Annotated in this window: 20 protein-coding genes; 10 read left to right on the top strand and 10 right to left on the bottom strand. The window is 65.7% G+C overall.

The window, feature by feature from the left end; genetic code table 11:
* Nucleotides 1–34 precede the first annotated feature (34 nt).
* The gene (locus JOE57_RS00375) at nucleotides 35–568 is read left to right on the top strand and encodes a DUF1643 domain-containing protein (protein ID WP_204915876.1); all 534 of its coding nucleotides are present in this window, start codon (nucleotides 35–37) and stop codon (nucleotides 566–568) included.
* Nucleotides 569–958: 390 nt separating this feature from the next.
* On the top strand, nucleotides 959–1,318 hold the full coding sequence (locus JOE57_RS00370; protein ID WP_204915875.1) for a VOC family protein: 360 nt from the start codon (nucleotides 959–961) through the stop codon (nucleotides 1,316–1,318).
* A gap of 28 nt (nucleotides 1,319–1,346) precedes the next feature.
* On the opposite strand, the gene JOE57_RS00365 is transcribed toward JOE57_RS00370, so the two are convergent.
* Together JOE57_RS00365 and JOE57_RS00360 are read right to left on the bottom strand one after the other, a co-directional pair.
* Nucleotides 1,347–4,835 carry a hypothetical protein gene (locus tag JOE57_RS00365; RefSeq protein WP_204915874.1) on the bottom strand — a complete coding sequence of 1,163 codons (3,489 nt, stop codon included), beginning with the start codon at nucleotides 4,833–4,835 and terminating at the stop codon, nucleotides 1,347–1,349.
* A 79-nt stretch (nucleotides 4,836–4,914) separates the two neighbouring features.
* Nucleotides 4,915–6,558: a hypothetical protein gene (locus tag JOE57_RS00360; protein WP_204915873.1), complete on the bottom strand. Its 1,644-nt coding sequence runs from the start codon at nucleotides 6,556–6,558 to the stop codon at nucleotides 4,915–4,917.
* 427 nt (nucleotides 6,559–6,985) lie between these two features.
* Here JOE57_RS00360 and JOE57_RS00355 point away from each other — a divergent pair, with 427 nt between their 5' ends.
* From JOE57_RS00355 to JOE57_RS00335, 5 genes are all read left to right on the top strand, one after another.
* Nucleotides 6,986–7,762, top strand: a complete 777-nt coding sequence (locus JOE57_RS00355) for a putative protein N(5)-glutamine methyltransferase (RefSeq protein ID WP_338041077.1) — start codon at nucleotides 6,986–6,988, stop codon at nucleotides 7,760–7,762.
* 71 nt (nucleotides 7,763–7,833) lie between these two features.
* Nucleotides 7,834–8,745 carry an NADP-dependent oxidoreductase gene (locus JOE57_RS00350; protein WP_239578793.1) on the top strand — a complete coding sequence of 304 codons (912 nt, stop codon included), beginning with the start codon at nucleotides 7,834–7,836 and terminating at the stop codon, nucleotides 8,743–8,745.
* Between the two features lie 255 nt (nucleotides 8,746–9,000).
* Nucleotides 9,001–9,939, top strand: coding sequence for a ferritin-like domain-containing protein (locus tag JOE57_RS00345; RefSeq protein WP_204915871.1), 939 nt, complete (start codon nucleotides 9,001–9,003; stop codon nucleotides 9,937–9,939).
* A gap of 227 nt (nucleotides 9,940–10,166) precedes the next feature.
* Nucleotides 10,167–10,523, top strand: coding sequence for a VOC family protein (locus JOE57_RS00340; protein WP_204915870.1), 357 nt, complete (start codon nucleotides 10,167–10,169; stop codon nucleotides 10,521–10,523).
* Nucleotides 10,524–10,554: 31 nt separating this feature from the next.
* A complete protein-coding gene (locus tag JOE57_RS00335) occupies nucleotides 10,555–12,939 on the top strand; it encodes an ATP-binding cassette domain-containing protein (protein ID WP_204915869.1) in 2,385 nt (794 codons plus the stop codon).
* Here JOE57_RS00335 and JOE57_RS00330 read toward each other — a convergent pair.
* The 7 genes from JOE57_RS00330 to JOE57_RS00300 form a co-directional block, all read right to left on the bottom strand.
* Nucleotides 12,924–14,072: a DUF4037 domain-containing protein gene (locus JOE57_RS00330; RefSeq protein WP_204915868.1), complete on the bottom strand. Its 1,149-nt coding sequence runs from the start codon at nucleotides 14,070–14,072 to the stop codon at nucleotides 12,924–12,926. The genes JOE57_RS00335 and JOE57_RS00330 overlap by 16 nt on opposite strands.
* Nucleotides 14,073–14,966: 894 nt before the next feature.
* Complete coding sequence (locus tag JOE57_RS00325; protein ID WP_204915867.1) at nucleotides 14,967–15,398, bottom strand: GNAT family N-acetyltransferase; 432 nt, start codon at nucleotides 15,396–15,398, stop codon at nucleotides 14,967–14,969.
* Nucleotides 15,395–16,417, bottom strand: coding sequence for an aminoglycoside phosphotransferase family protein (locus JOE57_RS00320; RefSeq protein ID WP_204915866.1), 1,023 nt, complete (start codon nucleotides 16,415–16,417; stop codon nucleotides 15,395–15,397). Before JOE57_RS00320 ends, JOE57_RS00325 begins: the two co-directional genes overlap by 4 nt.
* Nucleotides 16,414–16,983: a dihydrofolate reductase family protein gene (locus tag JOE57_RS00315; protein ID WP_204915865.1), complete on the bottom strand. Its 570-nt coding sequence runs from the start codon at nucleotides 16,981–16,983 to the stop codon at nucleotides 16,414–16,416. Before JOE57_RS00315 ends, JOE57_RS00320 begins: the two co-directional genes overlap by 4 nt.
* Before the next feature lie 31 nt (nucleotides 16,984–17,014).
* On the bottom strand, nucleotides 17,015–17,569 hold the full coding sequence (locus JOE57_RS00310) for a cysteine hydrolase family protein (protein ID WP_204915864.1): 555 nt from the start codon (nucleotides 17,567–17,569) through the stop codon (nucleotides 17,015–17,017).
* Nucleotides 17,570–17,658: 89 nt separating this feature from the next.
* Complete coding sequence (locus JOE57_RS00305) at nucleotides 17,659–19,575, bottom strand: glycoside hydrolase family 127 protein (RefSeq protein WP_204915863.1); 1,917 nt, start codon at nucleotides 19,573–19,575, stop codon at nucleotides 17,659–17,661.
* Nucleotides 19,576–19,587: 12 nt separating this feature from the next.
* A complete protein-coding gene (locus JOE57_RS00300) occupies nucleotides 19,588–20,295 on the bottom strand; it encodes a ZIP family metal transporter (RefSeq protein ID WP_204915862.1) in 708 nt (235 codons plus the stop codon).
* A gap of 175 nt (nucleotides 20,296–20,470) precedes the next feature.
* On the opposite strand from JOE57_RS00300, the gene JOE57_RS00295 reads away from it, so the two are divergent.
* From JOE57_RS00295 to JOE57_RS00285, 3 genes are all read left to right on the top strand, one after another.
* Nucleotides 20,471–21,814: a peptidoglycan-binding domain-containing protein gene (locus JOE57_RS00295; protein ID WP_204915861.1), complete on the top strand. Its 1,344-nt coding sequence runs from the start codon at nucleotides 20,471–20,473 to the stop codon at nucleotides 21,812–21,814.
* Nucleotides 21,815–21,926: 112 nt separating this feature from the next.
* Nucleotides 21,927–24,203: a GAF domain-containing protein gene (locus JOE57_RS00290; RefSeq protein WP_204915860.1), complete on the top strand. Its 2,277-nt coding sequence runs from the start codon at nucleotides 21,927–21,929 to the stop codon at nucleotides 24,201–24,203.
* 86 nt (nucleotides 24,204–24,289) lie between these two features.
* Entirely contained in the window at nucleotides 24,290–24,727 is a 438-nt protein-coding gene (locus tag JOE57_RS00285) for a hypothetical protein (RefSeq protein ID WP_204915859.1), read from the top strand.
* A 35-nt stretch (nucleotides 24,728–24,762) separates the two neighbouring features.
* Here JOE57_RS00285 and JOE57_RS00280 read toward each other — a convergent pair whose 3' ends face one another.
* Nucleotides 24,763–25,956, bottom strand: coding sequence for an acetyl-CoA C-acyltransferase (locus tag JOE57_RS00280; RefSeq protein ID WP_204915858.1), 1,194 nt, complete (start codon nucleotides 25,954–25,956; stop codon nucleotides 24,763–24,765).
* Nucleotides 25,957–25,963: the final 7 nt, after the last annotated feature.

Here is a 25,963-nt window from a genome sequence, read left to right as displayed (position 1 = left end):
AGGGCCGGTGGTGGCCTTTCGATAGGCTCAGGGCGTGCGTGGTGGCGCTTCGACGGGCTCAGGTGGCATCGGCGGTTGGCACGGGTCCGCGACCTTCTCCCCATGCCGGACCTACCGCTACGCCCTGACCCGGACCTGGGGTGTGGCCGGCGACGGGGTTGGCCGGGTGCTTCCGTTCATCCTCTTGAACCCGTCGACGGCGACGGAGTCGGTGCTGGATCCGACAGTCCGACGTTGCGTCTCCTTCGCCGCCCGGCTCGGTTATGACGGTGTCACCATCGTGAACCTCTTCGCCTATCGGGCCACGGAGCCACGCGAGCTGAAGTTGCATTCCGATCCGATCGGGCCGGACAACGACGAGAACATCCGCACGATAGCCGGCACCGCTGAGCAGGTAGTGCTCGGCTGGGGTCGTGAGGGCAGTTATCTTGGCCGCGATCAGGCCGTGCTGTCCCTGCTCGGTGATGTCCAGCTCTACCGGCTGGGCTCGGCCACCAAGACCGGGGCTCCACGGCATCCGCTCTACCTGCCGGGCGACAGTCCACTCGTTCGCCATCGTGGGGCGTAAGGTTTCAAAGCATGGCGAGCGAGAAGGTACACCTCACCGAGGAGAAGGTCACCCTGCTCGCCACCTTGTACGGCCGGGCGCTCGACAGCCGGGCCCAACGTCCGATCCTCGCCGACCGTACGCTGACGAGGTCACCCAGAAGATCAACTTCGACTTCGCCCGGACCAAGATCACTCCGACAGCTGCGCGCTCCGTGGCGCTCAGGGCGAAGCTGTTCGACGACTGGGCATCCGCCTTCTTTGTCGATCACCCTCAGGCGGTCGTCGTGCATCTCGCCTCGGGTTCACTCGTGTGACAGCGATGACCGCCTCCCGTGCCCTGAGGAGGGCCGGCGTCTGGTGGAAGCTTGACGCCTTCCCCGCCGAGCCGTCGGCGGTCTACGCTCAAATCATGGGCGCATACATCCGCAATATCGTCATCGAGGGCCCTGACGCTCGGGCACTCGCCACCTTCTACGCCGAACTGCTGGGGATGAAGATCATCCGCGAAGACTGGCTGGTCGTCGCCAAGGACGAGGAAAGCTTCCCGCGTCTCGCCTTCGACGAGAACCCCGACTACCAACCGCCGCGTTGGCCGGATCCCGCCTACCCGCAGCAGATGCATCTCGATCTGCACGTCGACGATCCCGAGAAGGCTCAGGAGGTCGCGCTGCGGCTGGGTGCGACTCGACTTCCCGACCTGGGTGGCAGTTGCCCGGTCTTCGCAGACCCGGCGGGCCACCCTTTCTGCCTCTGCGGTGCCGGCCAGTAAGCCTAGGGAAAGTACGCCGAGCCCTGCGTTAGTGGATCATGGACTCGGCGATCTGGAGGCCACCGGTGACCACATTGGCTGTCGCCATCACGCCTATCGCCACCGCCTTCGGGATCTCTTCGGTGTTGACCGCCACCGCATAGCTGATCCGTGAGATGTAGGCCGTCAGAGAGCTCGTCTCGTCCACGATGGCGATGCTCCGGTCTGCTCCGACCGGCTTCTGGGACAGCTCGTAGAAGTGCCAACAGCTGTACGCGAGCGCTGGGAGGACCAGCACCGAGTCGACGATTGCTCCAACCCCTCGACCGTCCGAGACCGAGAAGACCTTGAGCGAAAGGTTGTCCTTGAAGGTATCCTGCGCCGGACCGGAGAAGAGCAGCATGGCGAGGATGCGGAATCCCAGCGTGACCCGCCCCACCCAGATGACCTCCGTGTTCTCGACCGGGTCGTGCGGCGCCAGCACGCTGGCGACGCCGCCGGAGACGCCGCCCAGGATGCCGGCAACCGCGGCGGGGATGCTCCAGGGGTTGGTCGCGTCCTCTTCGGCTGCTTCGAAGCTCGACAGGATCGCCGACACGAGCGAGCAGAATCCCGAGACTGCGTGGCCGCTGACGTGCACCGCCTGGGCCGTCCCCGCAGAGAGCGAGAGCGGTCCGGACGCCCCTGCGTCGCGGGCAAGTCCGTTCGGCGCTGCAGCCGCCACCTCCAGGTTGTGGGCAGCGGCCGATGGCTTACTGAAGGCCTGGAGAAGAGTCGGGAAGTCGGCAGCGTTGATCAGGAACGTGGTGTCCGGGTCATCCGGGAAGGGCGCCGCGCCCTCTGCCGCCTTGTAGATCAACGTGACGGGGATCGCGGCGATCCAGCAGGCCACCTCCAGGAACGAGAACTCCGCGATCCCGAGGTCACTCAAGATGTCCGAGATGACGGGAATGTGGATGGGGGTGTCCAGCAGCGCCACGGCGTCCTTGGCTACGTCGTAGAGGACATCGAGCAGCGCGTCGATCACGTGCCTGGCGGTCTCGAGGCCGAGATCAGCGACGACCGCCACCAGCGCCTTGAGTGACTCGGTCAGTGTCATGCTGTTGAAGTCGGTGGCAAGGTCTTGCAACCGCGAGATCGTCTCGCTGATCGTGTCCGCCTCCTGAGCCAGGGCTTCGAGCAGCACCTCCACCGGGTTGGGCGATGGTTGGGGGACCGGTGCTGGCCTCACCTGCGTCGCGCTCTGGGCGTTGTTCTGGTAGTGGTGGGCGAGCAGGGAGCCTGGGGCGCTCTGGCCCGCAGTTGGGGTCGAGGTGCTGTTGGGTGTCCTGTCCCCGTCGGCCCCGAGTCCGTCCCAGCTGCTGGTGCCGGCCCAGGCGTTGATGGTGCCCTCGACTGAGGTGATCATCGTGTCCAGTTCCGACTTCACTACCTCGATCTGGTCGACCTGGTAGTCGAGGAAGGTCCGGACGATATTTTCGATCACCTTCTTGGTGCGGGTGAAATCCGCCCACTCGAACAGGAACTCCAGATACTTGATCAGGTCCTCGACCGCCGTCTTCACCATGGTGTACAGCCATTGGACGGCCGCCACCACCTTCTCGACGCAGTCGAGGACGCAGTGGTACGCCTCTCCGGCGAGGGTGACGATGAAGTTCCAGACCCCTGTCGCGGTGTCCTCCACAACCTGGATGACATGGTCCACATCATGCTTGAGGCGCTCGAAGAGGTCGCCGGCGTCCACGAGGATCGAGCTGAGATCGCCGACGGGGGTGGTGAGGACAAAGCTGGTCAGGCCGCGAGAGAGCGGCTCGGCTCCGACCATTCCGCTGACCTGGCCCGCTGGTGCGGGCCGGTTGGCGACGGCGGCGTAGGCGGCAGCCAACTGCTTGTTGCCGTCCGCGACCTGTTGCAGCAACCCGGGGTCGGTGCCGGGAGCGATCAGCGGTCGAGTGGTGCCGTCAGGGGCCTTGATCGTTGCGGTCGACAGCAGATCGGGGGAGTCGAGACTGGCTGCTTTGCTGAAGACCTTCTCCATCGGGTTGATGGTGGTGGTCTGCCCGTCGACGGAGACGTACAACCGACTTCCGGCGAGCGTGTCGACCGCCTCGACGATAGTGATCACTCCCAGCGCGTCGGTCTCGGCCTGGACCGGTGTCGGTCCGAGCACGTAGTACAGATAGTTGAGGTAGACGCTGCTGACGCAGCTGGCGCTGATGGCCACCTGTAGCCCCGGTACGGGCTGGCTGTTGGCATCAAGCACCTGGATGCGCGTGGTGTAGGAGCTGTAGCTCTGAGCGGGAGTCGTGGCGACCGGCGGCGGCAGAGTGATGGTGCGGAACGTCCAGAGAGTGGCTCCGGGTGACTTGACCGCCTTGACCAGAGTGCTCGCGCCCGTGTGCGCGAAGAAGGTGTTGGCGCTGTTGGCCCGGTCCAGGTAGGGGGAGAGCTGCTCCACTCCGGTGAGGATGGGCATCGGGACCGACCAGCTTGTGCTGTTGCCGAGCTGGTCGAGCGGGCAACTGGTGTAGAAGACTTCGTCGCTGCCGTTGAGCCCCCAGACCGTCACCTGTTGGTCGTCGATCGCGGCGAAGAGGTCGCGCACTCCCGCGAACATCTCATTCTGCAACAGTGCGGTCGCGGTGGCGTTGTTGGCTTGTCCAGCACTGCTGAAGTGGTACAGCGTGCCGTTGGCCGTGGCGTAGAGGTCAGAGCTGTTGTCCGGGTTGCGACAGACGGCGATGGAGTCGGGGTGCAGGTTGCCCGGAAGTTGCAGGATGTCCGGCGAGGCCGGCACGTTCGGGTTGTAGGGGTTGTACAGCGGCTGGTAGGTGAACTGGGTCTGCCCGTCCACTTGGCCGCTGGTATACAGCCCGTCGATGGGCTGGTTGACCCGTCGCCCCAACGAGCTGCGATAGCTGCCGGCCGCCAAGTCGACCGCCACGTCGTGGGGATGCCAGGCGTACCCTCCGCTCTTGTTGACGTCGATGTAGTAGCGGAGCACCAGATTCTCACTGCTGGTCGGGTCGCGCAGCACGTCGACGACGATGTACTCGCCGTCGGACGCTTCGCTGATCATCACGCCGACCACCTTGAGCTGGGGCAGTGGATGGTCCGGATCGTCGAAGGGATAGCCAACCCAGACTGGCTGCGCGGTCCAGGACAGGTCGGAGTCGGAGTTGGCCAGGCTGAGATACAGATGGTCGTGCTGACCATCGCCCAGCACCATGCCCAGGTGGACGCTGGAGCCGGCTGCGGTCGGGCACTCAGCCGAGGTGAAGTCGCGACAGACGACGCCGGTCGCCCCGGCGAAGTCCTGCTCGATCTGGCCCGTGCTCAGGTCCGACCGGATCCAGCCGGCCCGGTCTCCGGCTACCTCTCGGGTGACGTAGAACACCTGGTCGGTGCCGATGGAGAACAGCAGGGAGGTGCCCTGAGAGGTCTGCAGGGCCTCAAATTTGGCTTGCGGTGACAGGATCTCGGCCTGCAGGTAGTTCTGCATCAGCTCGGTGGAGTACGTGACGGTGTGACTGGTCATGGCAGGAGTCCTCGCTCTGTGGCGCGGCGACGCAATGAGGGAGCCCGTGCGTCGCTCAGCCGGGATTCGACAGGGTGCTTCAGCTGGGGTCGGAGTAGGTGATGTGGGAGACCAGATCCTGGTTGTCCGAGAATGCCACCGACTTGAAGGCGAACGTCGCCCCGCCCGGGAAGACATAGTTCTGCACCAGGGAGGCCGGGATGTCGGTGAGGTTGGTGGCGGTGAAGTTCCGGACCCATCCCGAGACGTCGTCGATGATGCGGTTCAGGTCGGTGAAGAAGTTCAGGAACCCGTTCGTGGACGGGTTCTGCGAGTTGTCGGAGGTCGTCGACGCCAGGGTTGTGGCCAGCTCACCGTGCTCTCCGACCGAGAGCGCGTAGGTGTCGGTGATGGTCCGGTCCACCACGTTGCCGTCCCCGGACGTCTGCATCACCCGTACGTAGAGGTAGACGACCAGGTGCTGGACGATGGTGATCGTACTGCCGGAGACACTCACAGTGAGGTCGTAAGACGGCTTCAGCTCCAACTTTCCCATGTCGTCATCGAGACCGGCCGCGTCCTCGGCGTCACTGTCGTAGTGGAACGTGAGGATGACCGGCCCGGTGGGCGGCGTGGTGACCGTCGGTGTCTGGTCCGCCGTGAGTCTCCAGCTGAAGTTTGTTGTCGCATCGAGAAAGCCGGACAGCCAGACTCGCACCCAGGCCAGGAAGCTGTTGGCGGCTGCGGAGTACTGGAGCTGGTTGCGGAAGTAGCCGGCCAACGAGGTCCGGTTGATGGCGACGACCCCGTCGTAGTCGGCCTCCTCGGACGGGTCGATCCAGTTCCAGCCGAACGCCACCGCTGGCGGCAGCGTGTTGCCGTCGGCTGCGCACAGGTAGTTGAGGGTGGCGAGGTTCTGCTGGTCCTGGGTGGGCTGGGCCACCGGCTGTCCGTTGCTGCCAAGGAACGGGGAGACCTCGAGATTGAGATCGGAGAGAGTGAGCGTGGCGGCTGGGGGGCTGCCGTGCGTAATGGTGCATCCCAGGACCGGCGCCCCTTCTTTGGCGAGAGCCGAGAAATAGGCGCCGAGAAATTCCTGCTGGAGGACGCTGTACAGTTTCGTCCCCGGCGCGACACCTGAGATGGTCGGAAGAGATTCTAGGGCGGCATTATCGAGGTCGAAGAGCAATTGCTGCACGCTGAAAGCCTGACCACCGAGGTTTCCGATCTCCTGCCGCACATCCGGCGGCAAAGTGGAATAGGCACTGCTGTCCGTTGTCGAGAGCCGCAGGTCAACCTTGGAGGAGAAGATCCACGGTGCCCCCGCTGGCTGGCACTGGTTCATCCAGGACGGCTTCGTGTAGCCACTGCCGGGATCGAGATCGACGACGGTGAACTCCGCACACAGCAGGTTGAAGCCCACTACGGAGGTGTCGGCGCCGAGGCAGACTAGATCGGGCATCTGCGCCGGCGGAATGCCCGGCGGCAGGCCCAGTTGCGCTCGAAAGCCCATCATGAACCGGGCGGCAATCAGGTTCTTCAGGTCCTGGCTGGTGTCTGGGTCAGCATCTGCGGGTACCGCGAACGGGTCGGTGCCGTTGGCGCTCTGCACCAGGTCGTCGTAGTCGATCTGGGTGGGGTTTCCGGCGTCGTCCGCGATGTAGCAGATCGAGACCACGGGTTCGGTGAGATTGGCGAGGAAGGTCTTCATGGTCGCATTGATGCTGGCTTGCGTGGTGGCCACGACAAAGTCATACCCATATTGTGAAGACGACAGGTTGGACTGCGATGCGCTCATGGCGGCGCTCCCCGTTCTGTGGAGTGGAGGGTCGAATAGATAACGGAACGATAAACGGGAATGCACCGTCGGCAACGCCGGCTCAGACTCGGACGAATATCCGGTGCGGAGCTTTGTCATCGACCTTCCAAAGGGAATGATGGCACCAAAATCCGACGCTGTCATCAGTCTTTAGGCAACAATTTTCAACGCGTCTGTGCGGAGCGTTAACCGGCGCCACAGGTGTGGCAGAGCTGATCGCACCGACGCGGATCTGCGGCGGCTTGTTGACCGGATAGGCTCCTGGCGTGTCCCAGCCTGTTGTCGTCTCCGGTGCGCTGAGGCCACCGGGGAGCGTGGCCTGACGTTGTCAGCCTCATCGCCTGATCCGTCCGTGATCATTGCCAAGCTGCGCGCAGCCGGTTGCGTCTTCGCCGAGGACGAGGCGCGGTTGTTGATCATGAGCACCGACTCGGCCGCCGAGCTGGCGATCATGGTCGAACGACGCGTTGCCGGCCTGCCGCTCGAGGTCGTGATCGGTTGGGCCGAGTTCTGCGGCCTGAGAGTCGAGGTTGACCCAGGCGTCTTCGTTCCCCGGCGTCGAAGCGAGTTGCTGGTTCGCGAGGGTGTAGCAGCCGGTCGCACCATCGGCCAGTCGCGATCACCGGTGGTGGTGGACCTGTGCTGTGGTTCGGGAGCGGTGGGCGTGGCTGTGGCCATGGCCCTGGACGGTTCCAGGCTGTTTGCCGTCGACCTGGAGGCCGCCGCTGTCCGTTGCGCCCGGCGGAATGTGGAGACCGTGGGCGGCCAGGTGTTGGAAGGTGATCTCTACGACCCGTTACCGGCCTCACTTCTGGGTCACGTCGACATCCTGGTCGCTAACGCTCCCTACGTGCCGACCGCAGCAATCTGGCTGATGCCGCAGGAAGCGCGTGTACACGAGCCAAAGCTCGCCCTCGACGGTGGCACGGACGGTCTGTCGGTGCTTCGGCGGGTGATCGCCGACGCGCAGTCCTGGCTGGCTCCGGGCGGCTCGCTGCTGGTCGAGTCCAGTGAGCAGCAGGCACCGGAGCTGATGGAGATGGTCGCTGCTGCCGGCCTGATGCCTCGGCTGTCCCAGCTGGACAATCTCGACGCCACGGTGATCATCGGCACGCGTGCTGACGGCTGAACGCTCTGCCGCTATGAATCACGCGCTGGAATGAAAACGTGGCTCAGCCAGTTCGCCTCTAGGTGAAAGCGATGACCTACAGCAGCTATGGCAACCCCGATGTCCTCGAACTGTCCGATCAACCGATGCCCAAAGTCGGTCCAGGCATGGTTCTGGTCAAGGTGAGAGCCGCCGCAGTGAACCCGGTGGACTGGAAGGTGATGGGCGGCTACCTGGATTCGATGCTGGACATCGAGTTTCCGGTCATCCCAGGCTGGGACGTGGCCGGGGTGGTCGAGTCGGTGGGCGTTGACACGCCGCAGTTCGCGCCTGGCGATGAAGTCATCGCCAACGGCCGCAAGGACTACGTCCACGGTGGGACCTTCGCCGAGTACGTCGCCCTTCCCACCCGCCTGCTGGCGCGCAAGCCCCGCGCGCTGAGCTGGGAGCAGGCGGCCGGTCTGCCCCTGGCCGGACTGACCGCTGCTCAGGTGCTGAAGCGACTCGCGCTCCGTTCGGGCGAGACGCTGCTGATCCACGGAGGTGCAGGGGGAGTGGGGTCACTCGGTGTCCAAATCGCCGCCGCGTACGGGGCGCGGGTGATCGCCACCGCCTCGGAGCGCAACCATGCGTTCCTTCGCTCGCTCGGCGCGGAGCCCGTGTCCTACGGCGAGGGGCTGGTCGACGCCGTTCACGGGCTGGCTCCCGGGGGAGTCGAGGTCGTGGCTGACTTCGTCGGTGGTGTCCTCGACGTCACGCTCGCGGTACTCAAGCCGGACGGCAGACACGCGTCGATCGCCGACCCGGAAGTGGAGAAGCACGGCGGGACCTGGATGTGGGTCAGCCCGGAGGGCGCTGACCTGCAGGAGCTGTCTCAGCTGGCAGACGACGGACAACTCACAGTGGAGGTGACCAAGACGTTCCCGTTGGAGCAGGCGGCCGAGGCCTACCGATTGAACATCGAGGGTCACACCCGCGGCAAGATCGTGCTTACCGTCAGCTGACGTGACGCGGCACCCATCCACCGCTTGCACTGCTCCGAATGACCAGTAGAGCGGTTCCACCCCTCGGCCATTGGCCCTAGGGATCGGGTCGTCGCCATCGGGGTTGGATCGGCTCGCGCAGTCAGTGGTGCGCGCGACGACCGGGGCAGGCGCCGATCCAGCGCGAGCAGACGTCGTTGTCGCGTGCTCCGTGCGATGCCGGCCCGCTGGATGCGCCGTCCTCGGAGCACACCCTTCCCTCCATGAGGAGCAGCAATGTTTGGTCAGAAGACGGTGGTTGACATGATCAACCGCAGTGCAGAGAACGAGGCGGATCGCCGTACCTTCCTGAGGACCGCCGGGTTGGCGAGCCTCGGAGCCGTCGGGAGTGCGAGCCTGCTTGGGGCGGGGACGACGCCGGCCGTCGCCGCGCCCAGCGGTGCGCCGAGTGACAGTGCGGTGCTGAACTTCGCCCTGAACCTGGAGTATCTGGAGGCGGAGTTCTATTCGAACGCGGTGTACGGTCACGGACTCGACTCGACGTTGACCGACGGCAAGGGCGCCCGAGGCGGCGTCCGTGGCGGCCGCCAGGTGGCCTTCAAGTCCAAGGCGATTCGCCAGTATGCGCAAGAGATCGCCGGTGACGAGCTCGCCCACGTCCGATTTCTGCGATCCGCGCTCGGATCCGCCAAGGTTGCTCGGCCCAAGATCGACATCCAGGCCAGTTTCACTGCAGCTGCCCGGGCTGCGGGCCTGATCGGGGCCGGGCAGACGTTCGACCCGTACGCGAACGAGAACAACTTCCTTCTTGCCGCCTTCATCTTCGAGGATGTCGGCGTCACCGCCTACAAGGGAGCTGCGCCGCTGATCGACAACAAGACCTATCTGGAGGCGGCCGCCGGCATCCTGGCGGTTGAGGCGTACCACGCCGGCATCGTCCGCTCCAGCTTGTACGCGAAAGGACTGGCCGCCGCCGCGGGCAAGATCTCCATTGCGCGGGACACTCTCGATGGCAGGACAGACCTCGACCAGGAGTTGACCCGGGACGGCGGCATGGCCAACCTGATCCCGACCGACACCAACGGGATTGCTTTCAGCCGCACTGCGGCGCAAGTGCTCAATGTCGTCTACCTGACACCCGAGAAGGCAACCAGGGGTGGCTTCTTCCCGGCGGGCGTGAACGGAGCGATCCGCCAGAGTGGCTCCAACGGATAGCCCTGGCGGCAAGCTTGGGCACCCGCGGCACCGACTTCGCAGACCCTCACTGGATGGGTGCGCCTGGCTGTGGGGTCTGGATCCCACCTGTGGTCCGGACCCCATGCGCACGCTCAGCCCAGCGTAGCTGGATGGTCGAGAATCGATCAGGATTCGAGAAGCGGGAGTCCGCGGGCCGCGGCTAGAGTGGCGATCATGGACATCACCACCGGCAGTCAGGAGTGACGATGACCGGCTCTTCGACCCAGGGAATCAAGACCGTGCTGCATCCCGTATCCGACTTGGCGGCGGCCAAGCGGGTGTACTCCGCCCTGCTGGGGGTGGCGCCACAGGCCGACGGCCCCTACTACGTCGGCTTCGACGCCGAAGGCCAGCACATCGGCCTGGTACCCGGCGGTGGGCCTCAGAAGATGACCTCACCAGTCGCCTACTGGCACGTTGCGGACCTCGAGGCAAAACTGGCCGAGCTGACCGCCGCAGGGGCCACCGTGAAGGAGCCTGCGCATGACGTCGGCGGCGGCCGAATGGTGGCCACCGTCACCGACCCCGACGGCAATGTCCTCGGGCTGCTCCAGGACCGATGACGGTGTCTGCTGCCGACAGAGTCACCCGCGCATGCTGACGAGGACGGAAGCGCCGACGACGGCACCACAGATCGCGGACAGCCACGATCTGATCCGCGTCCACGGCGCGCGCGAGAACAATCTCCAGAATGTCAGCATCGAGATCCCGAAACGTCGGATGACGGTGTTCACCGGCGTCTCCGGCTCGGGTAAGAGTTCGCTGGTGTTCAGCACGATCGCCGCGGAATCGCAACGGCTGATCAACGAGACCTACAGTGCCTTCGTGCAGGGCTTCATGCCGACGCAGGCGCGACCCGACGTCGACGTCCTTGAAGGGCTCACGACCGCAATCATCGTCGACCAGCAGCGGATGGGTGTCGACCCCCGCTCCACGGTCGGCACCGCCACCGACGCCTACGCGATGCTGCGCATCCTGTTCAGCCGACTCGGGCACCCCCACATCGGATCCCCGCAAGCATTCTCCTTCAACGTCGCCTCGCTCAGCGGCGCCGGCGCAGTGACGGTCCAGCGTGCCGGAAGGACCGTGAAGGAACGTCGCAGCTTCACCATCACCGGTGGCATGTGCTTGCGCTGCGAAGGCCGGGGGAGCGTCTCCGACATCGACCTGTCTGCCCTCTACGACGACAGCAAGTCGATCAACGAGGGCGCGCTCACCATCCCTGGTTACAGTGTCGACGGCTGGTACGGCCGAATCTACGGCGGTTGTGGGTTCTTCGACCCGGACAAGCCGATCCGCAGGTTCACCAAGAATGAGCTCGACGCCCTGCTGTACAAGGAGCCGACCAGGATCAAGGTCGACAACATCAACCTGACCTACGAGGGGCTGATACCGAGGATCCAGAAGTCCTTCCTGTCCAAGGACGTCGACACGCTACAGCCGCACATCCGCGCCTTTGTGGAGCGAGCTGTGACGTTCGCCATCTGCCCCGACTGCGGCGGCACCCGGCTCAGCGCGGAGGCCAGGTCGTCGAAGATCAAGGGGACCAACATCGCCGACGCCTGCGCAATGCAGATCAGCGACCTGGCCGAGTGGGTGGCGAGCCTGCACGATCCATCCGTCGGCCCGCTGCTGGGGACGCTGCTGCACACCCTCGACTCGTTCGTCGAGATCGGGCTCGGCTACCTCAGCCTCGATCGACCGTCGGGGACGCTGTCGGGCGGCGAGGCGCAACGCACCAAGATGATCCGTCATCTCGGCTCGGCGCTCACCGACGTCACCTACGTCTTCGACGAGCCCACCATCGGGCTGCACCCGCACGACATCCAGCGGATGAACCAGCTGCTGCTGCGGCTGCGGGACAAGGGCAACACGGTGCTCGTGGTGGAGCACAAGCCGCAGACGATCGCCATCGCCGACCACGTCGTCGACCTTGGCCCCGGCGCCGGTTCAGCAGGGGGCACCATCTGCTTCGAGGGCACGTCCGAGGAGCTGCGGACCAGCGGCACCCTCACCGGCCGTCATCTCGGAGACCGGTCCGCGCTCAAGGAGACGGTGCGCACGCCCACCGGCGCGCTGGGCATCCGTGGTGCGACCGAGCACAACCTGCGTAACGTCGACGTCGACATCCCGCTCGGCGTGCTGTGCGTGGTCACTGGCGTGGCCGGATCGGGAAAAAGCACTCTCATCCACGGCTCCGTCTCCGGCCGAGACGGGGTGGTGTCGGTCGACCAGACGGGAATCAGGGGCTCGCGGCGCAGCAACCCCGCCACCTACACCGGACTGCTGGACCCGATCCGCAAGGCGTTCGCCAAGGCCAACGGCGTGAAGCCGGCGCTGTTCAGCTCCAATTCCGAGGGCGCCTGTCCCAACTGCAACGGCGCCGGCGTCATCTACACCGACCTGGCGATGATGGCCGGGGTCGCGATCACCTGCGAGGTCTGCGAAGGGAGGCGCTTCGACGCCGGCGTGCTGGACTACCGGCTCGGTGGCAAGGACATCAGTGAGGTGCTGGCGATGTCGGTGATCGAGGCCGAGGAGTTCTTCGACACCGATGCGGCGAAGACGCCAGCCGCACACACGATCCTGACCCACCTGGCCGATGTCGGGCTCGGCTATCTCACTATCGGCCAGCCGCTCACCACGCTGTCCGGTGGCGAGCGGCAGCGGCTGAAACTCGCCACCCACCTGGGGGAGAAGGGCGGTGTCTACGTGCTGGACGAGCCGACCAGCGGCCTGCACCTCGCCGACGTCCAGCAGCTGCTCGGCCTGCTCGACCGGCTCGTCCAGTCCGGCAAGTCGGTTATCGTCATCGAGCATCACCTGGCGGTCATGGCGCACGCCGACTGGATCATCGACCTCGGTCCCGGCGCTGGCCACGACGGCGGCCGGATCGTCTTCGAGGGCCCACCCGCAGACCTGGTCGCGGCCCGTTCCACCCTGACCGGTGAGCACCTGGCGGCCTATGTCGCTGGCTGACCGAGTCCAGTAGATCCACCAAGAGCGAGATGACCAGGAGGTTGGAACTGGTTGCGGTCAATACGGTGGTCGGGCTGGTCTGTAGGTGCAGGTCTCTTGTCTCGATCTGGTTGTCCGATAAGCGACATTATGTCAACTCGCGGTCCGCCTCTTGCAACAGATGAAGCAACCGGCGAAGCTCCTCCACCACTGGGCCAGCATCGACGAGTCAGCCGTGTTGGCAGGCCTTCATCGCCGATTGGCAGCCAATTGGCGGCCAATTGGCGCACAGCAGGACGCCCGCGGGGGGTCCAGAGAATTTCACGCACCTGGTCGACCCCGCTGGCCGTTGACCAGTTGGTTGCGAACGCCCGAGTTGTCGGGTCTTGGATCTGGGCGGTGAGTGCTGTCGGGAAGTCCGCCCAGGACACAGTGAAGGGACGCTGCCACATGCGCGTGTGCTTCAGCGGCACGGCGTCAGTGAGTCTCAGGTCGTTGCACGCCTCGGCGACGATCGAGTAAGCGGCGGTCAGCGCCTGCTCGCGTTCCTGCCAGGTCTGGCTACGCAGCACCTGTTGTAGTTTGGGCAACAGGTTGCTGGCTATTTGGAGCCGTGCGAACGCGGTGCCGAGCCATTTGCGATACGGGGCGTAACGTCGTTCGATAAGGAACGATAAGTGCATCAGTGCCGAGACCATCTCTGCTGCAATGAGCGATGAGCCAACATCGTCGCCGACGTACCCGGTCCGGCCGACCAGATTCAATTCGGGGTGCACCCGCCACCATGCTGCGCCGAGCAGGTAGTACCAGACGTCGCGCGGGTAATAGCTCAAGCGTTTCCGGATGTCGTGCAGACCTACCTCGTCGTGGAACACTGCCCCACTGGTGATCTCACACAGCCGATGCTCGGCCAGGCTGATCCAGTCGTAGGCGTCCCATTGTTGAGAGATGTCCAGTCCGAGTTGTGTTTGGAAGTAGTCGGCAACGGTCGCAACTTCCACGTTGGTCGGAACACCTCCATACCTAGGGGGCATGCTGCCGGCAAGTTCTTCTTGCAACGTGCCGACAATCTCTGAGTCCGCGTTATCGAGGTGAAGTACGACGCGAGCTGTCCAATCGTGGTCGGTGGACATAGTGTCGTCGAAGCCCAGCACCTCAGATCCTCGACCCATGAGTGCGGCCGCGTGCCGAAGACCTGGGAACGCCTTCGTGAGTAGTGGCCGGATTGCCTCACGGTAGAAATCTTCACTTAGTTGCAAGCCTGATCGGTGATCCATGGCTCGGTACCTTTCGCCCCATTAATCCGCAAGAACATTCTCATGTGCCAACAGGGGAAAATCAAGACTAATCAGGAAGGTCAGTAGTTATAACCATGGAGCCTGGTAGAGCCAATTATATCATCATTCGGCTACCCATGCCTATCGGAGAAAGCCAATTTGGACGGGTTCTTTTCAACGAGCTGTAGCCGCTAATACTCAGAATGAAATAAGTGCTTTGGATCACGGCGTTCCACCTCAGGGCACCTTCCCCACGTTGGTCGCCGCGGCGAACTACGCTTGCGGAGAGTACGGTCGTTCCGCTCCGGCGGTGGATCATCCAGCTCATGTACACGGAAGACGTCCGGCGTCCAACAGGTGGGGCGCGCCGGGCTGAACGACTTCCTGACAACCGAACAAGGGCAAGATCTGGAGAAGGTCGGCATGGGATGGGGCTCTCCGGAGGACGTCTCTGCGACCGCAGCCATGGTGTTCTACAGCTTTGCAGATCGAGCCAGACGCCTCGCCGTCAGGGACGGCGCTACGTTTCCTCGAACTGATGTTTGACGTCCCGGGGCGGCAGCTGCCATCGCACCCTTGGTGGAATCTGGCCACCCCGGCCGAAGCGGCGGCAGGAGCGCCTCCGGCCGTAATCACGGCTGCTCCCTATGCCCTTTCCATCGGGTCGGTCCCGCTCCGGCTGGCAGGCGGCGCGGCACAGTGGCGGTAACCCCCGCCCCGGCTCTCCGGCCCGGTCACCCGACACGCATCTTCGTCGTTGTCGGGTGGACACTACCCGGTTCGGTAAAACAGTTCGGGGTCGTCCTCGTCCAGGCCTTCAAGGCGGCCACAGCTTAGCCATCCGACGGACTCCAGCAGGGCCTGCATGGGTGCGTTCGACTGATTGGTTGAGGTGAACAGTCGACCACTGACCCGGCGTCTGGCGTCGTCGATCAGCTCGTGCCCAATGCCAGAGCGGCGATGCCTCGCGTCAACATAGAGAAGTTGGAGGAAGCTGGCACCAAACCACCAGGGCGCGAGCACGTAGTAACCAACGGGCGTCGAGTCGCGCCAGGCGACGCGAAGGCGGCCCTCGCGAAGAGCCGTGCGCAGCTCGGACTGCCTTCCGAGGTCTCCCCTTGACGCGATCTGGTCAATGGCGAAGACAGACTCGAGGACTGCCTTATCGCTTGGGAGCGGTGAGGAAATCGTCTGTCTGGTCATTGGGTGGGCTGTCTGGTGCAGCGGCTAGGTGGCCCGGCGCCGACTGCGTTGGAGAGGCGACTGGGCCAGGCCCGGAGACTCTCCACGTCAGCAGGAAGGCTGGCGATGAGGTCTCGGACTGTTCGTTCGTGAATCGTCTCGGTTTGGTCCGGCCGAGATGATGCCTCGACGTTGCGGAGAAGCCAGTCGAGGTCGGCCAGCTCCGCCGTCATCGCGAGTGAGTCGGCATGCAGTGCGTCGCCACCGGCCGCACGGTAGGCCAGAACGAAGTCCAGCACGGCGTCGTCGGTCTCGGCGAACGACGTAGCGCTCACAATGAGCTCGACGTCGGCGAGGACTGGGCCGGCATAGTCCCAGTCGGTGACCACGAGCTGGCCAGCCTCGGAGATCACCGTGTTCTTCGGGTCATAGTCGCCGTGGCTCAGTCGCATGGGCCGTCGTTGTCGGCGAAGCTCGTCGAGGTCGGCCGCCAGAGACTGTACGAGCGGTGTGAGGTGGCTCAGGTCTGCAGCAAATCGGTGGCCATGCTGAGTTGCTGACTGCACGGCCCGGTTCCAGCGATTGAGGTCGAGGTGTGGCAGTTGGGAGGTGTCTCCGGCGACGTGGTGCATGGCATGAAGTCGACCGAGATAGGTGCCAGCTTGTTCGATCAGAGCATGATCTAGCGGTCGATGAGCCGGTTCTCCGAAGACCCATTCGTGGCTGCGCACGAGCCGCGGTTCGGTGGTGCCTGGGAGTTCAACGATCCAATCGCCTTGCCGCAGGACCGGTGCGGGCACCGGGATCAGGCCCGTTTCGAGGACACGCCTCTCCAGCGCCATTCCGCGGCGGAGCCGTCGCTGCTGAGCATGGGACATGGCAGGAGCAAAGAGCTTGATCGCGAAGGTCCCCTTCGTGGTGTCGACCCGATACACGACGTTCGACCAGGCCTGGGCGACGGCTCTGGGGCGCTGGGTGAGGTCGCCGAGGCCGAAGGCGAACGCCGCTGACTTCACCTCCTCGATGTCTGCTGCCCTCATCCCGGCGGACCGGTGAGCACTGTCGGCACGTACTCGAGCAGCTGGAGCCGGCCGTCGAAGGTACGGCTGGCGACCATCTCCAGGCCGACGTCGGGATAGCCGTCGTAGATCCGCTCACGCCCGGTGCTTCCGGTGATGACCGGGAAGACGACCACCCGGAATCGGTCGACGAGGCCGGCCTTCAGCAACGACCGACACAAGCTGAGGCTGCCGATGGTGCGCAAGCCACGGGTGCCTCCCGAGGCCTTCAGCGACCGCACGGCCTCGACGGTTTCAGCGTTCACCAGGCGCGTGTTGGCCCATGCCAACGGCTCGGTCAGGCTCGAGGAGAACACGACCTTGGACATTTCGGTGAGCTGCGCGAGGCTCGCGGCGTCGGCTGTGGCCGCAAAGCCCGACATCAGGCGATACGTCGTTGCCCCCATCAAGATGGTGTAGTCGCGTTCCGGCGACTGGTCGAGCCACGCCAGGTATTCGGGTCCCTCGAGGCCCCAGTAGCCCGGCCAACCTTCTGCCGAGCCGTAGCCGTCGAGCGAGGTGATGAAGTCCACCAACAGTTCTGGCATCGAGTTTCCTCTCACCCGGGCAGTGTGCAGGTCAGCCGCTGAACGTGACGTCTTTGGTCTCCACGACGCTGGCGGTGCGTCCGGGCGCGGACTGTTCGCGCCAATAGAGGTTCGTGTGGGCGATGACCTGGTCTGGCGGCGGAGCGCCCCAGGCACTCAGGTCCTCCGTCGTATGCGCGTCTGCGACGAGCGTCACGTCATAGCCGCGCGCGAAGGCGCCATGGATCGTGGACCGGATGCAGGCATCCGTCTGCGCGCCGGTCACCACCAGGTGCCCAACTCCCGCCTGGGCTAGCACCCCTTCCAGGTCGGTGTCCTCGAAGGAGTCGCCGTAGGTCTTGTGCACCAACGGTTCTGACTCCCCACGGGGCAGTTCCGGGACGTACTCCCAGGCATCACTCCCCTTCTCCAGCTGCTCGTCGGAGTGCTGGACCCAGACGATCGCCGTCCCCTCTCCGCGTGCCTTGAGCACAAGCGTCCCGATGTTGGCGACGACCGCATCGCGCTGGTGCGCCTCGGCCACTACGCCGTTCTGCACGTCGATCACGAGCAGGGCGCTGTTGGGGCGATCTGGCAGGGTGGTCATGACGTTCTCCTCTGCTGCTGGGGCGGGACTCTTGCCACCGTGACCACGTTAGCCCGAACCACCGACAGTCGTCGCTGCTCCGGAGCACCTCAACGCCCGAGGTTCTCCCTGATCCACACCGTCATATCACTCTGGCCACGGTTGGCCCAGGAGAAGTACGGGACCGCGGTGAGCTCGACCTCGACCTGCGACGGTGGCCGACTGCTGTAGAGCTCGTCGGTGACCGCGTGGTCTGCGTGCGCCGTACCGTGCACGCTCACCACACCGGTCCTCGGGTCGGGACGCTCGGTCAACTCCGCGCTCCTGTCCAGAACGATCCCCCGCACCGGCTCTTCATGATCAACTCCTTCGAGGCAGAACACGATCGGGCCACGTTCCAGGGCCACCTTGCCGGCGGCCGAGGCGACCCGAGGGTGGGCCCAGGTCCGCCGGATGCCCATCCCCAGGTCGATGTCGACGGTGTCTCCCCCGGCCCAGTCCCGCTCCAGCACGAGATAGCCGTCACGAAGGGTGAGCGGCAGCTCTGCACCGTTCAGCGTGGCTGTCGGCCGGCTCCAGCCGGGGATCCGGACCGCAAGGACATGTCGCTGTCCGTCGACCGCCGGCTCGATGATGATCTTCGTGACACCGTCGCGCGGATAGCGGCTCTGCTGCCGTACGACGAAGGTGCCGCTGCTGGTGCTGAAGCGCGCCTCGCCCTGGACGAAGAGGTTCACCACAGCTTCGCCGTCACCCTGGGCATACACATAGCGCTGCAGCTCGCTGAGCAGCCGCGCCAGGTTGGGCGGGCAGCAGGCGACGCCGAACCACTCGTGCCGGTGCACGTCACCGCTGCTGGCCAGCGGGTTGCCGTAGAAATAGCTGGTGCCGTCCGCCGAAGCTCCACTGAGGACGCCGTTGTAGAGGGCGCGTTCAAGCACGTCGACATAGCGGCCGTCGGCGCGCCCGTTGGCCATCCGCTGCGCCCATTGGACCAGTCCGATGGCCGCGCAGGTCTCGGCGTATCCGTGCTCGTCCGGCAGGTCGTAGGCGGGCCCGAAGCCTTCAATGGACGGATCCGAACCGAGCCCACCGGTGAGGTACATCTTCCGCTCGGTGACGTCCTCCCAGAGCCTGCTGACGGCCTCAGCCAAGGCCGGATCACCCGTCTCCGCCGCCAGATCCGTGATGGCCGAGCACATGTACATCGCCCGCACGGAGTGACCCACCACCGCATCCTGCTCGACGACCGGACGGTGGCTCTGGTTGTACTCGCGGAACCGCTGCGCCTGCCGTGGCCGCTGCGGGAAGACGGGTCCGAAGTAACCGGGCGTGCCGCGCCGCTGTTCCTCGAGCTCGAAGTAGAACGGCTGGGTTCCCCGCGCATCGATCAGCCGCCGGCTCAGGACCAGGTACCTCGAATCCCCCGTGACCCGGTAGAGCTTGACCAGCGCGAGCTCGATCTCCTGGTGCCCGTCGTAACCACCCGCGCAAGGACCGTCCGGGGCGAACACGGCATCGATCAGGTCGGCATAGCGGCGGACGATGTCCAGCAGCCGGGTCTTCCCGGTGGCTTCGAAGTGCGCTACGCCCGCCTCGATCAGGTGCCCGGCGCAGTAGAGCTCGTGTGCGTCACGCAGATCGGTGAACCTCTCCCCCGGCTTGACCACGGTGAAGTACACATTGAGATAGCCGTCGTCCTGCTGCGCTCCTGCCAGCAGTTCGATCGCCTCGTCGACGGCCGCCTCGAGGTCGGGATCTGCGGTGGTGGCCAGGCAGTAGCTGGCCGCCTCGATCCACTTGGCGACGTCGCTCTCCCAGAAGATGTGCGGCTCGCCCGGATCACCCGGTCGCCAGCTGAGCTTGAGCGCCTCGAACTGGCCGCCGGTCCGCAGCTGATGTTCCTGCTGCCGCAGCGTCGCGGTACGGATCAGTGCGCGGCGCGGGGCCCAGAAGTCGTCGTCGATGTCTACAGCGGTGAGCGCCAATGGCCTCCGGCGGGCCGATCTGGATGATGCAGTGATCATGGAATGCACTCCTCAGGACAGGTTGGACAGCGCAGCCGCGACGGCAAAACCGAGAACGGTGGCTAGACCGGCCTTGTTGCCCGCCTTCTTCGCGGCCTCGGGGATCATCGAGTCGACCAGCATGACCAGCAGAGCACCTGCGGCGAAGCCGTCGATCCCCGCCTTCAGCTCGCCGCCCGTCACATCCGCCAGCGCATAGCCACCGACGGTGGCCATCGTGCAGACAACGACCACCACCACCCACAACCCCACCACCGAACGGGCGGACTTGCCGGCCTGGCGCATGTCGCTGGCGGAGCCCACCGCCTCGGGCACATTGGAGACGAAGATGGCCACCAGCAGGGCAACGCTGACGCCATGTCCGGCTGCCAGCCCGATACCCAGCACCGCCTGCTCAGGAATCCCGTCCAGCAGCGCTCCCAGAGCCAGCGGAAGGCCGGCGGCTCCACCGCCTGACCGGCCGCCGATCCGCTCCACCAACTTGTCGGCCCAGAAGAACGTGAGCGCACCGACGGCGAGCCCGATCGCCACCGACACCGGACTGCCCAGCCGCAGCCCCTCCTGGGCCAGCTCGAAGGCGACGCTGGAGATCAGGGCTCCCGCCCCGAAGGCGAGCACGCCGCCCACGGCGCCGGCGGGCCATTTGCGGCCGAGACCGAGGAAGGCACCGAGCACCAACGAGACGGCAGCGACCGAACCCCAGGTCAACGCAGTGAGCACGCCGATCAGGTTATCGCGCGGGATCCCCTCGCCCTCTTCGCCGTCGGTTTGGCGCGGAATACGCAGGATTGCAGTTTAGGCAAGTTTAGCCTTATGATCCTCTCAGCCTCGGGGGCCGTACGCGCCACCCACGTCTGTCCGGCGTGGAGTGACCTCTCCTGTCGAAAGAACCGTCATGACCACAGCCCTCCGCGCCCGAGGCACCCGATTCGCCACCGCGCTGCTCGCCGCAGTTGCGTCCGTCGGCCTTCTCGCCGCCCCGGTGACCGCCACCGCCGCCACCGTGACAGCGCCTGCCCCGGCCACAGCAACCGGGCTGCCGAGCGGCATCGAGCAGCTGGCCGGCTACGTGCCTGCCAACTCGTGCGACCCGACAGCCAAGCCGGGGGCCACCAAGCTCGCCAAGCTGCTGACGTCCACCTATCCCGGCACCAGCTACGGCATCACGCGCACCTGCGGAGTCGACCCGCTGCCCACCACCGAGCACTATGACGGGCGAGCCATCGACTGGATGAACTCCGTCCGGGATCCCAAGCAGGCCGCGCAGGCCAAGGCGGTGCTCAGCTGGCTTTTTGCGGCTGACAAGGCGGGCAACACCTACGCCAATGCTCGTCGGCTCGGCGTCATGTACGTGATCTGGAACAACAAGATCTGGGGCTCCTATCGAGCCGCTGAGGGTTGGCGCGCCTACTCCAACTGCGCCTCACACCCTGAGATCGGCTACGACTCGGCCTGCCACCGCAACCACATCCACATCTCGTTGAGCTGGGCAGGCGCCATGGGCCGGACCTCCTTCTGGAGCAAGAAGGTGGCCGTCACCGAGTACGGTCCCTGCCGACCTTCCGACCTGAACTGGGCGGCTCCCTACCGTGCCATGAACACGACTCCGTGTGCCGACTACCCCCGCGTCCAGGCGCCGGCTGGAGCCTCCTCCACGCTGAGGACGCTGACCACGTTCTCGGGGATGGAGCTCCGCACCGGTTCGACGGGTCCCGTGGTCAAGGCTGTGCAGAGTGTTGTCGGCACCGGCGCCGACGGGATTTACGGCCCCGTCACCGCGGCCACAGTCAAGGGCTGGCAGTCTGCGCACCAACTGCCGGCCACCGGCGTCGTCGACGTGGAGACCTGGCGGGCGCTGTTGAAGTCCCAGGCTCCTCAGCCGGCGCCGGTCGCGACCGCTCCGCAGCCAGCGCCGACTCCTCCCCCGAGCGCCAAGCCGGCGCCTAGGCCCTCGCCTGCTCCGACAGCCAAGCCGAAGCCGGCGGCCAAGCCGAAGCCGGCGGCCAAGCCGAAGCCGGCCGCCAAGAAGACCAGCCCGCTGACCAAGTACAAGAAGACCGTCCTTCGGATCGGCTCGCGGGGTGCCGCGGTCAAGGCGCTGCAGAAGAAGCTGCGGATCACCGCGGATGGATGGTTCGGACCGCAGACCCGGTCCGCGGTACGCAAGTACCAGAAGAGGCACCATCTCAAGGTGACCGGGGTGGTCGACCGGCGCACCTGGACCTCCCTGGGCGCCTGACCCCCGCGTCGGTGACGTGAGCAACCCTTCTCACCCTCCCCCCGCCGGAGTAGTGTCAATGAGGTGACCGGTGCCGGTGTGTTTGGCAGTCACCGGATCATCCGCGAACCGCGTGGGAAGCTGGCTGACCGGGGTGGCGATGGCTCTAGCCGATGCAGGTGCAGGAGAACGCGAGGGGTCGACCTCGGGGGCGGGCGGCCGACCGGAGGGTGCCGGGGCCGAGGTGGCGATCCTCGATCGCGAAGGGGTGATCGTCTCCGTCAATGCGGCCTGGCGCCAGTTCTGCGGGGACAACGACGGAGACCCGGCGCGCACCGGTGTTGGCATGTCGTACCTGGAGGTCTGCGCGGCAGCTGGCGACGATCCGCAGGTCCAGCTGGTCGTTGAGGCGATCAGGTCCGCCATCGGGGGCAATCTCGCGGTCCCGCGAGGACTGACCATCAGCTGCGACAGCCCCGAGCTTGCCCGGCGCTTCGACATGCTGGTCTCGTCCAGGATGGACGACGAGGGCCGTTGCCTCGGCGCGATGGTGACGTTGACGCTGACTATGGCGGACCGGATCGTCCCGCGGACAGAGCCGGCACCAGCCGCCTCGATGGCACCGGTCGTGTCACCACCGCCTCCGTCCGCCTTCGGTGCCCCCTGGGACACCGCTGACGAGGCGTTGACGCTGACCTTCCCCGACGTGCCGCAGCTGGAGTTGGAGGAGGTCATCGGCCAGCTGACGGCTCGAGCTCAAGATGTGCTGGCAGCCCAGGGCCGACTCCGCAGCCTGCTGCGCGCCAACGCCAAGATCGTCAGCGATCTCAGCCTGCCCGCGCTGTTGCGCCACATCGTGGTGGCTGCACGCGAGCTCGTCCAGGCGCGGTACGCGGCGCTGGGCGTCATCGGCCCGAACGGAAAGCTGGAACAGTTCGTCCATGACGGGATGCCCCCGGAGCTGGTCGAGCGCATCGGTGTCCTGCCGGAGGGCAAGGGCATTCTGGGGCTACTGATCCACTCCCCCGGCCCGGTCCGGCTGAACGATCTGAACGCTCATCCCGCCGCTGCAGGCTTTCCCGAGCACCACCCACGGATGACGAGCTTCCTCGGAGTTCCCATTCAGGTCCGGAACCAGACCTTCGGCAACCTCTATCTGACCGACAGCGTCAAAGGGACCTTCAGCAGCGACGACCAGCAGCTGCTGACCGCGCTGGCCGCAACCGCCGGAAGTGCCATCACCAACGCTCGGCTCTATCTGGAGACCCAGCAGCAGCGGCACTGGCTGTCGGCGTCGACAGCGCTGACACAGCAGCTGTTCGCCGGCACCACAGAGCGCCCTCTCGACGTCGTTCTGCGTTATGCGCTGCGCGGTGCCGATGCGGACTCGGCGACGCTGGTGATGCCGGTGAGTGACCACGAACTGAGCGTCGAGGCATCCGCAGGCGCATTGGCGGCCATGTCGGGTCGGGTGGTCGACAGTGCCCACACGATGGCAGCCGAAGTGATCCGAACGGGCCGAGCTCAGCTGAGCAGTGATTATGCTGCAGATTTCGCTAAGGGCCAGGAGGCTATCGGAGTCGGCCTCGGAGCGGTTGTCGGCGTGCCCCTGACCGGACCCGACGGGCAGATCCGTGGCGTGCTGTCGGTGAGTCGGCTCGCCGGCCGCGCGCCATTCACCCAGACGGACAAGGAACTGCTCTCGGGTTTCGCCGCCCACGCCGGTCTGGCTCTCGAGCTGGACCGGGCCCGAACCGAACACGAGTTCTTGACCATGGTCGAGGACCATGACCGGATCGCCTCGGACCTGCATGACCACGTCATCCAGGAGCTGTTCGCGGTGGGTATGGGACTGGAGGGGATGATCGAAGGACTGGACGAGTCGCAGCGGGGTCGGATCAGTGGCTATGTGAAGGCGCTCGACGACACCATCCGTCGGATCAGGGCGACCATCTACCAGCTGCATCCGATGCCGCACCAACCCGAAGGACTCAAACAGCGGCTGCTCTTCGTACTCGACGAAGAGACGACAGCACCCGGGCTTCATTCCGAGATCCAGTTCTCAGGCCCGATCGAGCAGGTGCCGACCGAGCTCGCCGATGATGTCGTCGCTGTCGTACGCGAGGCGATCACGAACGCGGCCCGGCACTCGCGGGCCAGCTCCATGACGATCGCGCTCTCCTTCCTCGACCCAGTGGTCACCCTCGATGTCACAGACGACGGATGCGGGATTCCACCCTCGGTCGCGCACGGAGAGCTGTTCGATATGCGCGAGCGCGCCGAACGCCATGGCGGCAGTCTTGACCTGCGACGACCAGCCCAAGGGGGTACGCACCTTCGGTGGACGGCGCACGTGCCCGAGGTGCAGAAGAAGTCACCTTCGGACACCATCGGCTCCCTGCTCGGCTGACCAGCGCAGATCCCGACCGGACAGGACCAACGTCCCTGGTTTCCTCGAGGGTCAGCCACGCAGCATGGGAGGTGGAGGGGATTCTCATGGATAAGCCATTGATCGTGAAGTTGTTCGTCGGAAGCCTGATCGCCCTGGTCGGTGCCGGCGTCCTGTTCCTCGTCGCCGGCGGCCTGGCGATCTGGCAGGACAGCTTCGTCATGAACGGTCCAGACGTCGTGGGGATCAAGTCCGGTCCGTTCGGCTGGACCATGATCGGCCTGGCTGGGATCGCCGTTCTGGTGATGGTGTGCGCGGCCATCGCGCAATTCGTCGCCTGGGTCGGTGCCGTGTTGAACACAGCGCAGCTCGACGACAAGGCCTGGTTTCTGGTGCTGCTGCTGACCGGCCTGTTCAGTCTCGGCTTCGTCGCCATGATCGCCTACGTGATCGCTGGCCCGGACGGAACGCGGCCCGCCCCGGCGGTTGTGACAGGGCCTGGCGCACAGGCGCCGGCGCCGCCGGTGCCCGCACACCACAGCTGAGACGTCGGACCGACGCGGTGGAGTGGCGTCGGAAACTACTGCGTCACATTCTCGAGGACCACAGCCAGCCCCTGCCCTACGCCCACACAGATCGCGGCGACACCCCAGCGTCCGCCTGAGCGCTGCAAGCGGCGGGCGAGGGTACCGACGATACGCGTGCCCGACGCACCAAGGGGATGGCCGATCGCGATAGCGCCGCCATGAGTGTTGACGATCTCGGGGTCGATGTGCCACGCGTCCAGGCAGGCCAGCGACTGCGCCGCGAAGGCTTCGTTGAGCTCGACCGCGGAGACATCGTCCCAGCCGATGCCGGCCCGCCGCAGGGCGATCCGGGCCGCCTCCACCGGGGCATAGCCGAAATGGTCGGGCTCGAGCGCACTGGCGCCCCGGCCGGCGATCCGGGCCAACGGCGACCGGCCGGTGAGGGCGGCGGCTTCCTCGCTGCCCAGCAGCACAGCGGAGGCGCCGTCGCTGAGCGGTGACGCGTTGCCCGCAGTGACCGTGCCGCCATTGGCGGCCGGACGAAAGACGGTGACCAGCGCCGCCAACCGGTCCAGCGTCGTGTCCGGCCGGATCGACTCGTCACGGGCGAGCTCCACGCCGGGAACCTCGACGATCAGGTCGTCGTACCAGCCGCTCTGCCACGCCTGATGGGCCAGCCGGTGTGAGCGTTGCGCGAAGGCATCCTGCCGTTCTCGGCTGATGCCATGGCGTTCGCGCAGCAGCTCGGTCGCCTCCCCCAGGGTCACGGTCCATCTCCTGGGCATGGCCGGGTTGACCAGCCGCCATCCCATCGAGGTCGAGGTGAGCGTCAGGTCCGTTGCCGGATAGGGCTTCTCCGTCTTCGGCAGCACCCACGGCGCACGACTCATCGACTCGACGCCACCAGCGATCACCAGGTCCGCCTCACCGGTCGCGATCTGTCGGGAACCGATGATCACTGCATCCAGGCTGGAGCCGCAGAGCCGGTTGACCGTCGTCGCAGGCACCTCCACCGGCAGCTGCGCCAGCAGCACGGCCATCCGGGCGACGTTGCGGTTCTCCTCCCCGGCCCCGTTGGCGTTGCCGAGGATCACCTCATCCAGTCGGGACGGGTCGAGGTCGGTCGAGCGGTCAACCAGAGCCTTGAGCACGTGCGCGGCCAGGTCGTCTGGCCGAGTTCCGGCCAGCGCGCCGCCGTGGCGCCCGAAGACCGTCCGCACCGCGTCATAGACGTAGGCCTCGTTCACCGCCCCG

This window comes from Microlunatus panaciterrae (assembly GCF_016907535.1).
GTDB lineage: Bacteria > Actinomycetota > Actinomycetes > Propionibacteriales > Propionibacteriaceae > Microlunatus > Microlunatus panaciterrae.
This window is presented reverse-complemented; position numbering and strand designations above follow the sequence as displayed.

Coding starts and splice junctions, on each gene's coding strand:
- JOE57_RS00370 (WP_204915875.1), top strand. CDS start 959: ATGGGCGCATACATCCGCAATATCGTCATCGAGGGCCCTGACGCTCGG.
- JOE57_RS00365 (WP_204915874.1), bottom strand. CDS start 4,835: ATGACCAGTCACACCGTCACGTACTCCACCGAGCTGATGCAGAACTAC.
- JOE57_RS00350 (WP_239578793.1), top strand. CDS start 7,834: ATGACCTACAGCAGCTATGGCAACCCCGATGTCCTCGAACTGTCCGAT.
- JOE57_RS00345 (WP_204915871.1), top strand. CDS start 9,001: ATGTTTGGTCAGAAGACGGTGGTTGACATGATCAACCGCAGTGCAGAG.
- JOE57_RS00340 (WP_204915870.1), top strand. CDS start 10,167: ATGACCGGCTCTTCGACCCAGGGAATCAAGACCGTGCTGCATCCCGTA.
- JOE57_RS00335 (WP_204915869.1), top strand. CDS start 10,555: ATGCTGACGAGGACGGAAGCGCCGACGACGGCACCACAGATCGCGGAC.
- JOE57_RS00325 (WP_204915867.1), bottom strand. CDS start 15,398: ATGACCAGACAGACGATTTCCTCACCGCTCCCAAGCGATAAGGCAGTC.
- JOE57_RS00320 (WP_204915866.1), bottom strand. CDS start 16,417: ATGAGGGCAGCAGACATCGAGGAGGTGAAGTCAGCGGCGTTCGCCTTC.
- JOE57_RS00315 (WP_204915865.1), bottom strand. CDS start 16,983: ATGCCAGAACTGTTGGTGGACTTCATCACCTCGCTCGACGGCTACGGC.
- JOE57_RS00310 (WP_204915864.1), bottom strand. CDS start 17,569: ATGACCACCCTGCCAGATCGCCCCAACAGCGCCCTGCTCGTGATCGAC.
- JOE57_RS00305 (WP_204915863.1), bottom strand. CDS start 19,575: ATGATCACTGCATCATCCAGATCGGCCCGCCGGAGGCCATTGGCGCTC.
- JOE57_RS00295 (WP_204915861.1), top strand. CDS start 20,471: ATGACCACAGCCCTCCGCGCCCGAGGCACCCGATTCGCCACCGCGCTG.
- JOE57_RS00285 (WP_204915859.1), top strand. CDS start 24,290: ATGGATAAGCCATTGATCGTGAAGTTGTTCGTCGGAAGCCTGATCGCC.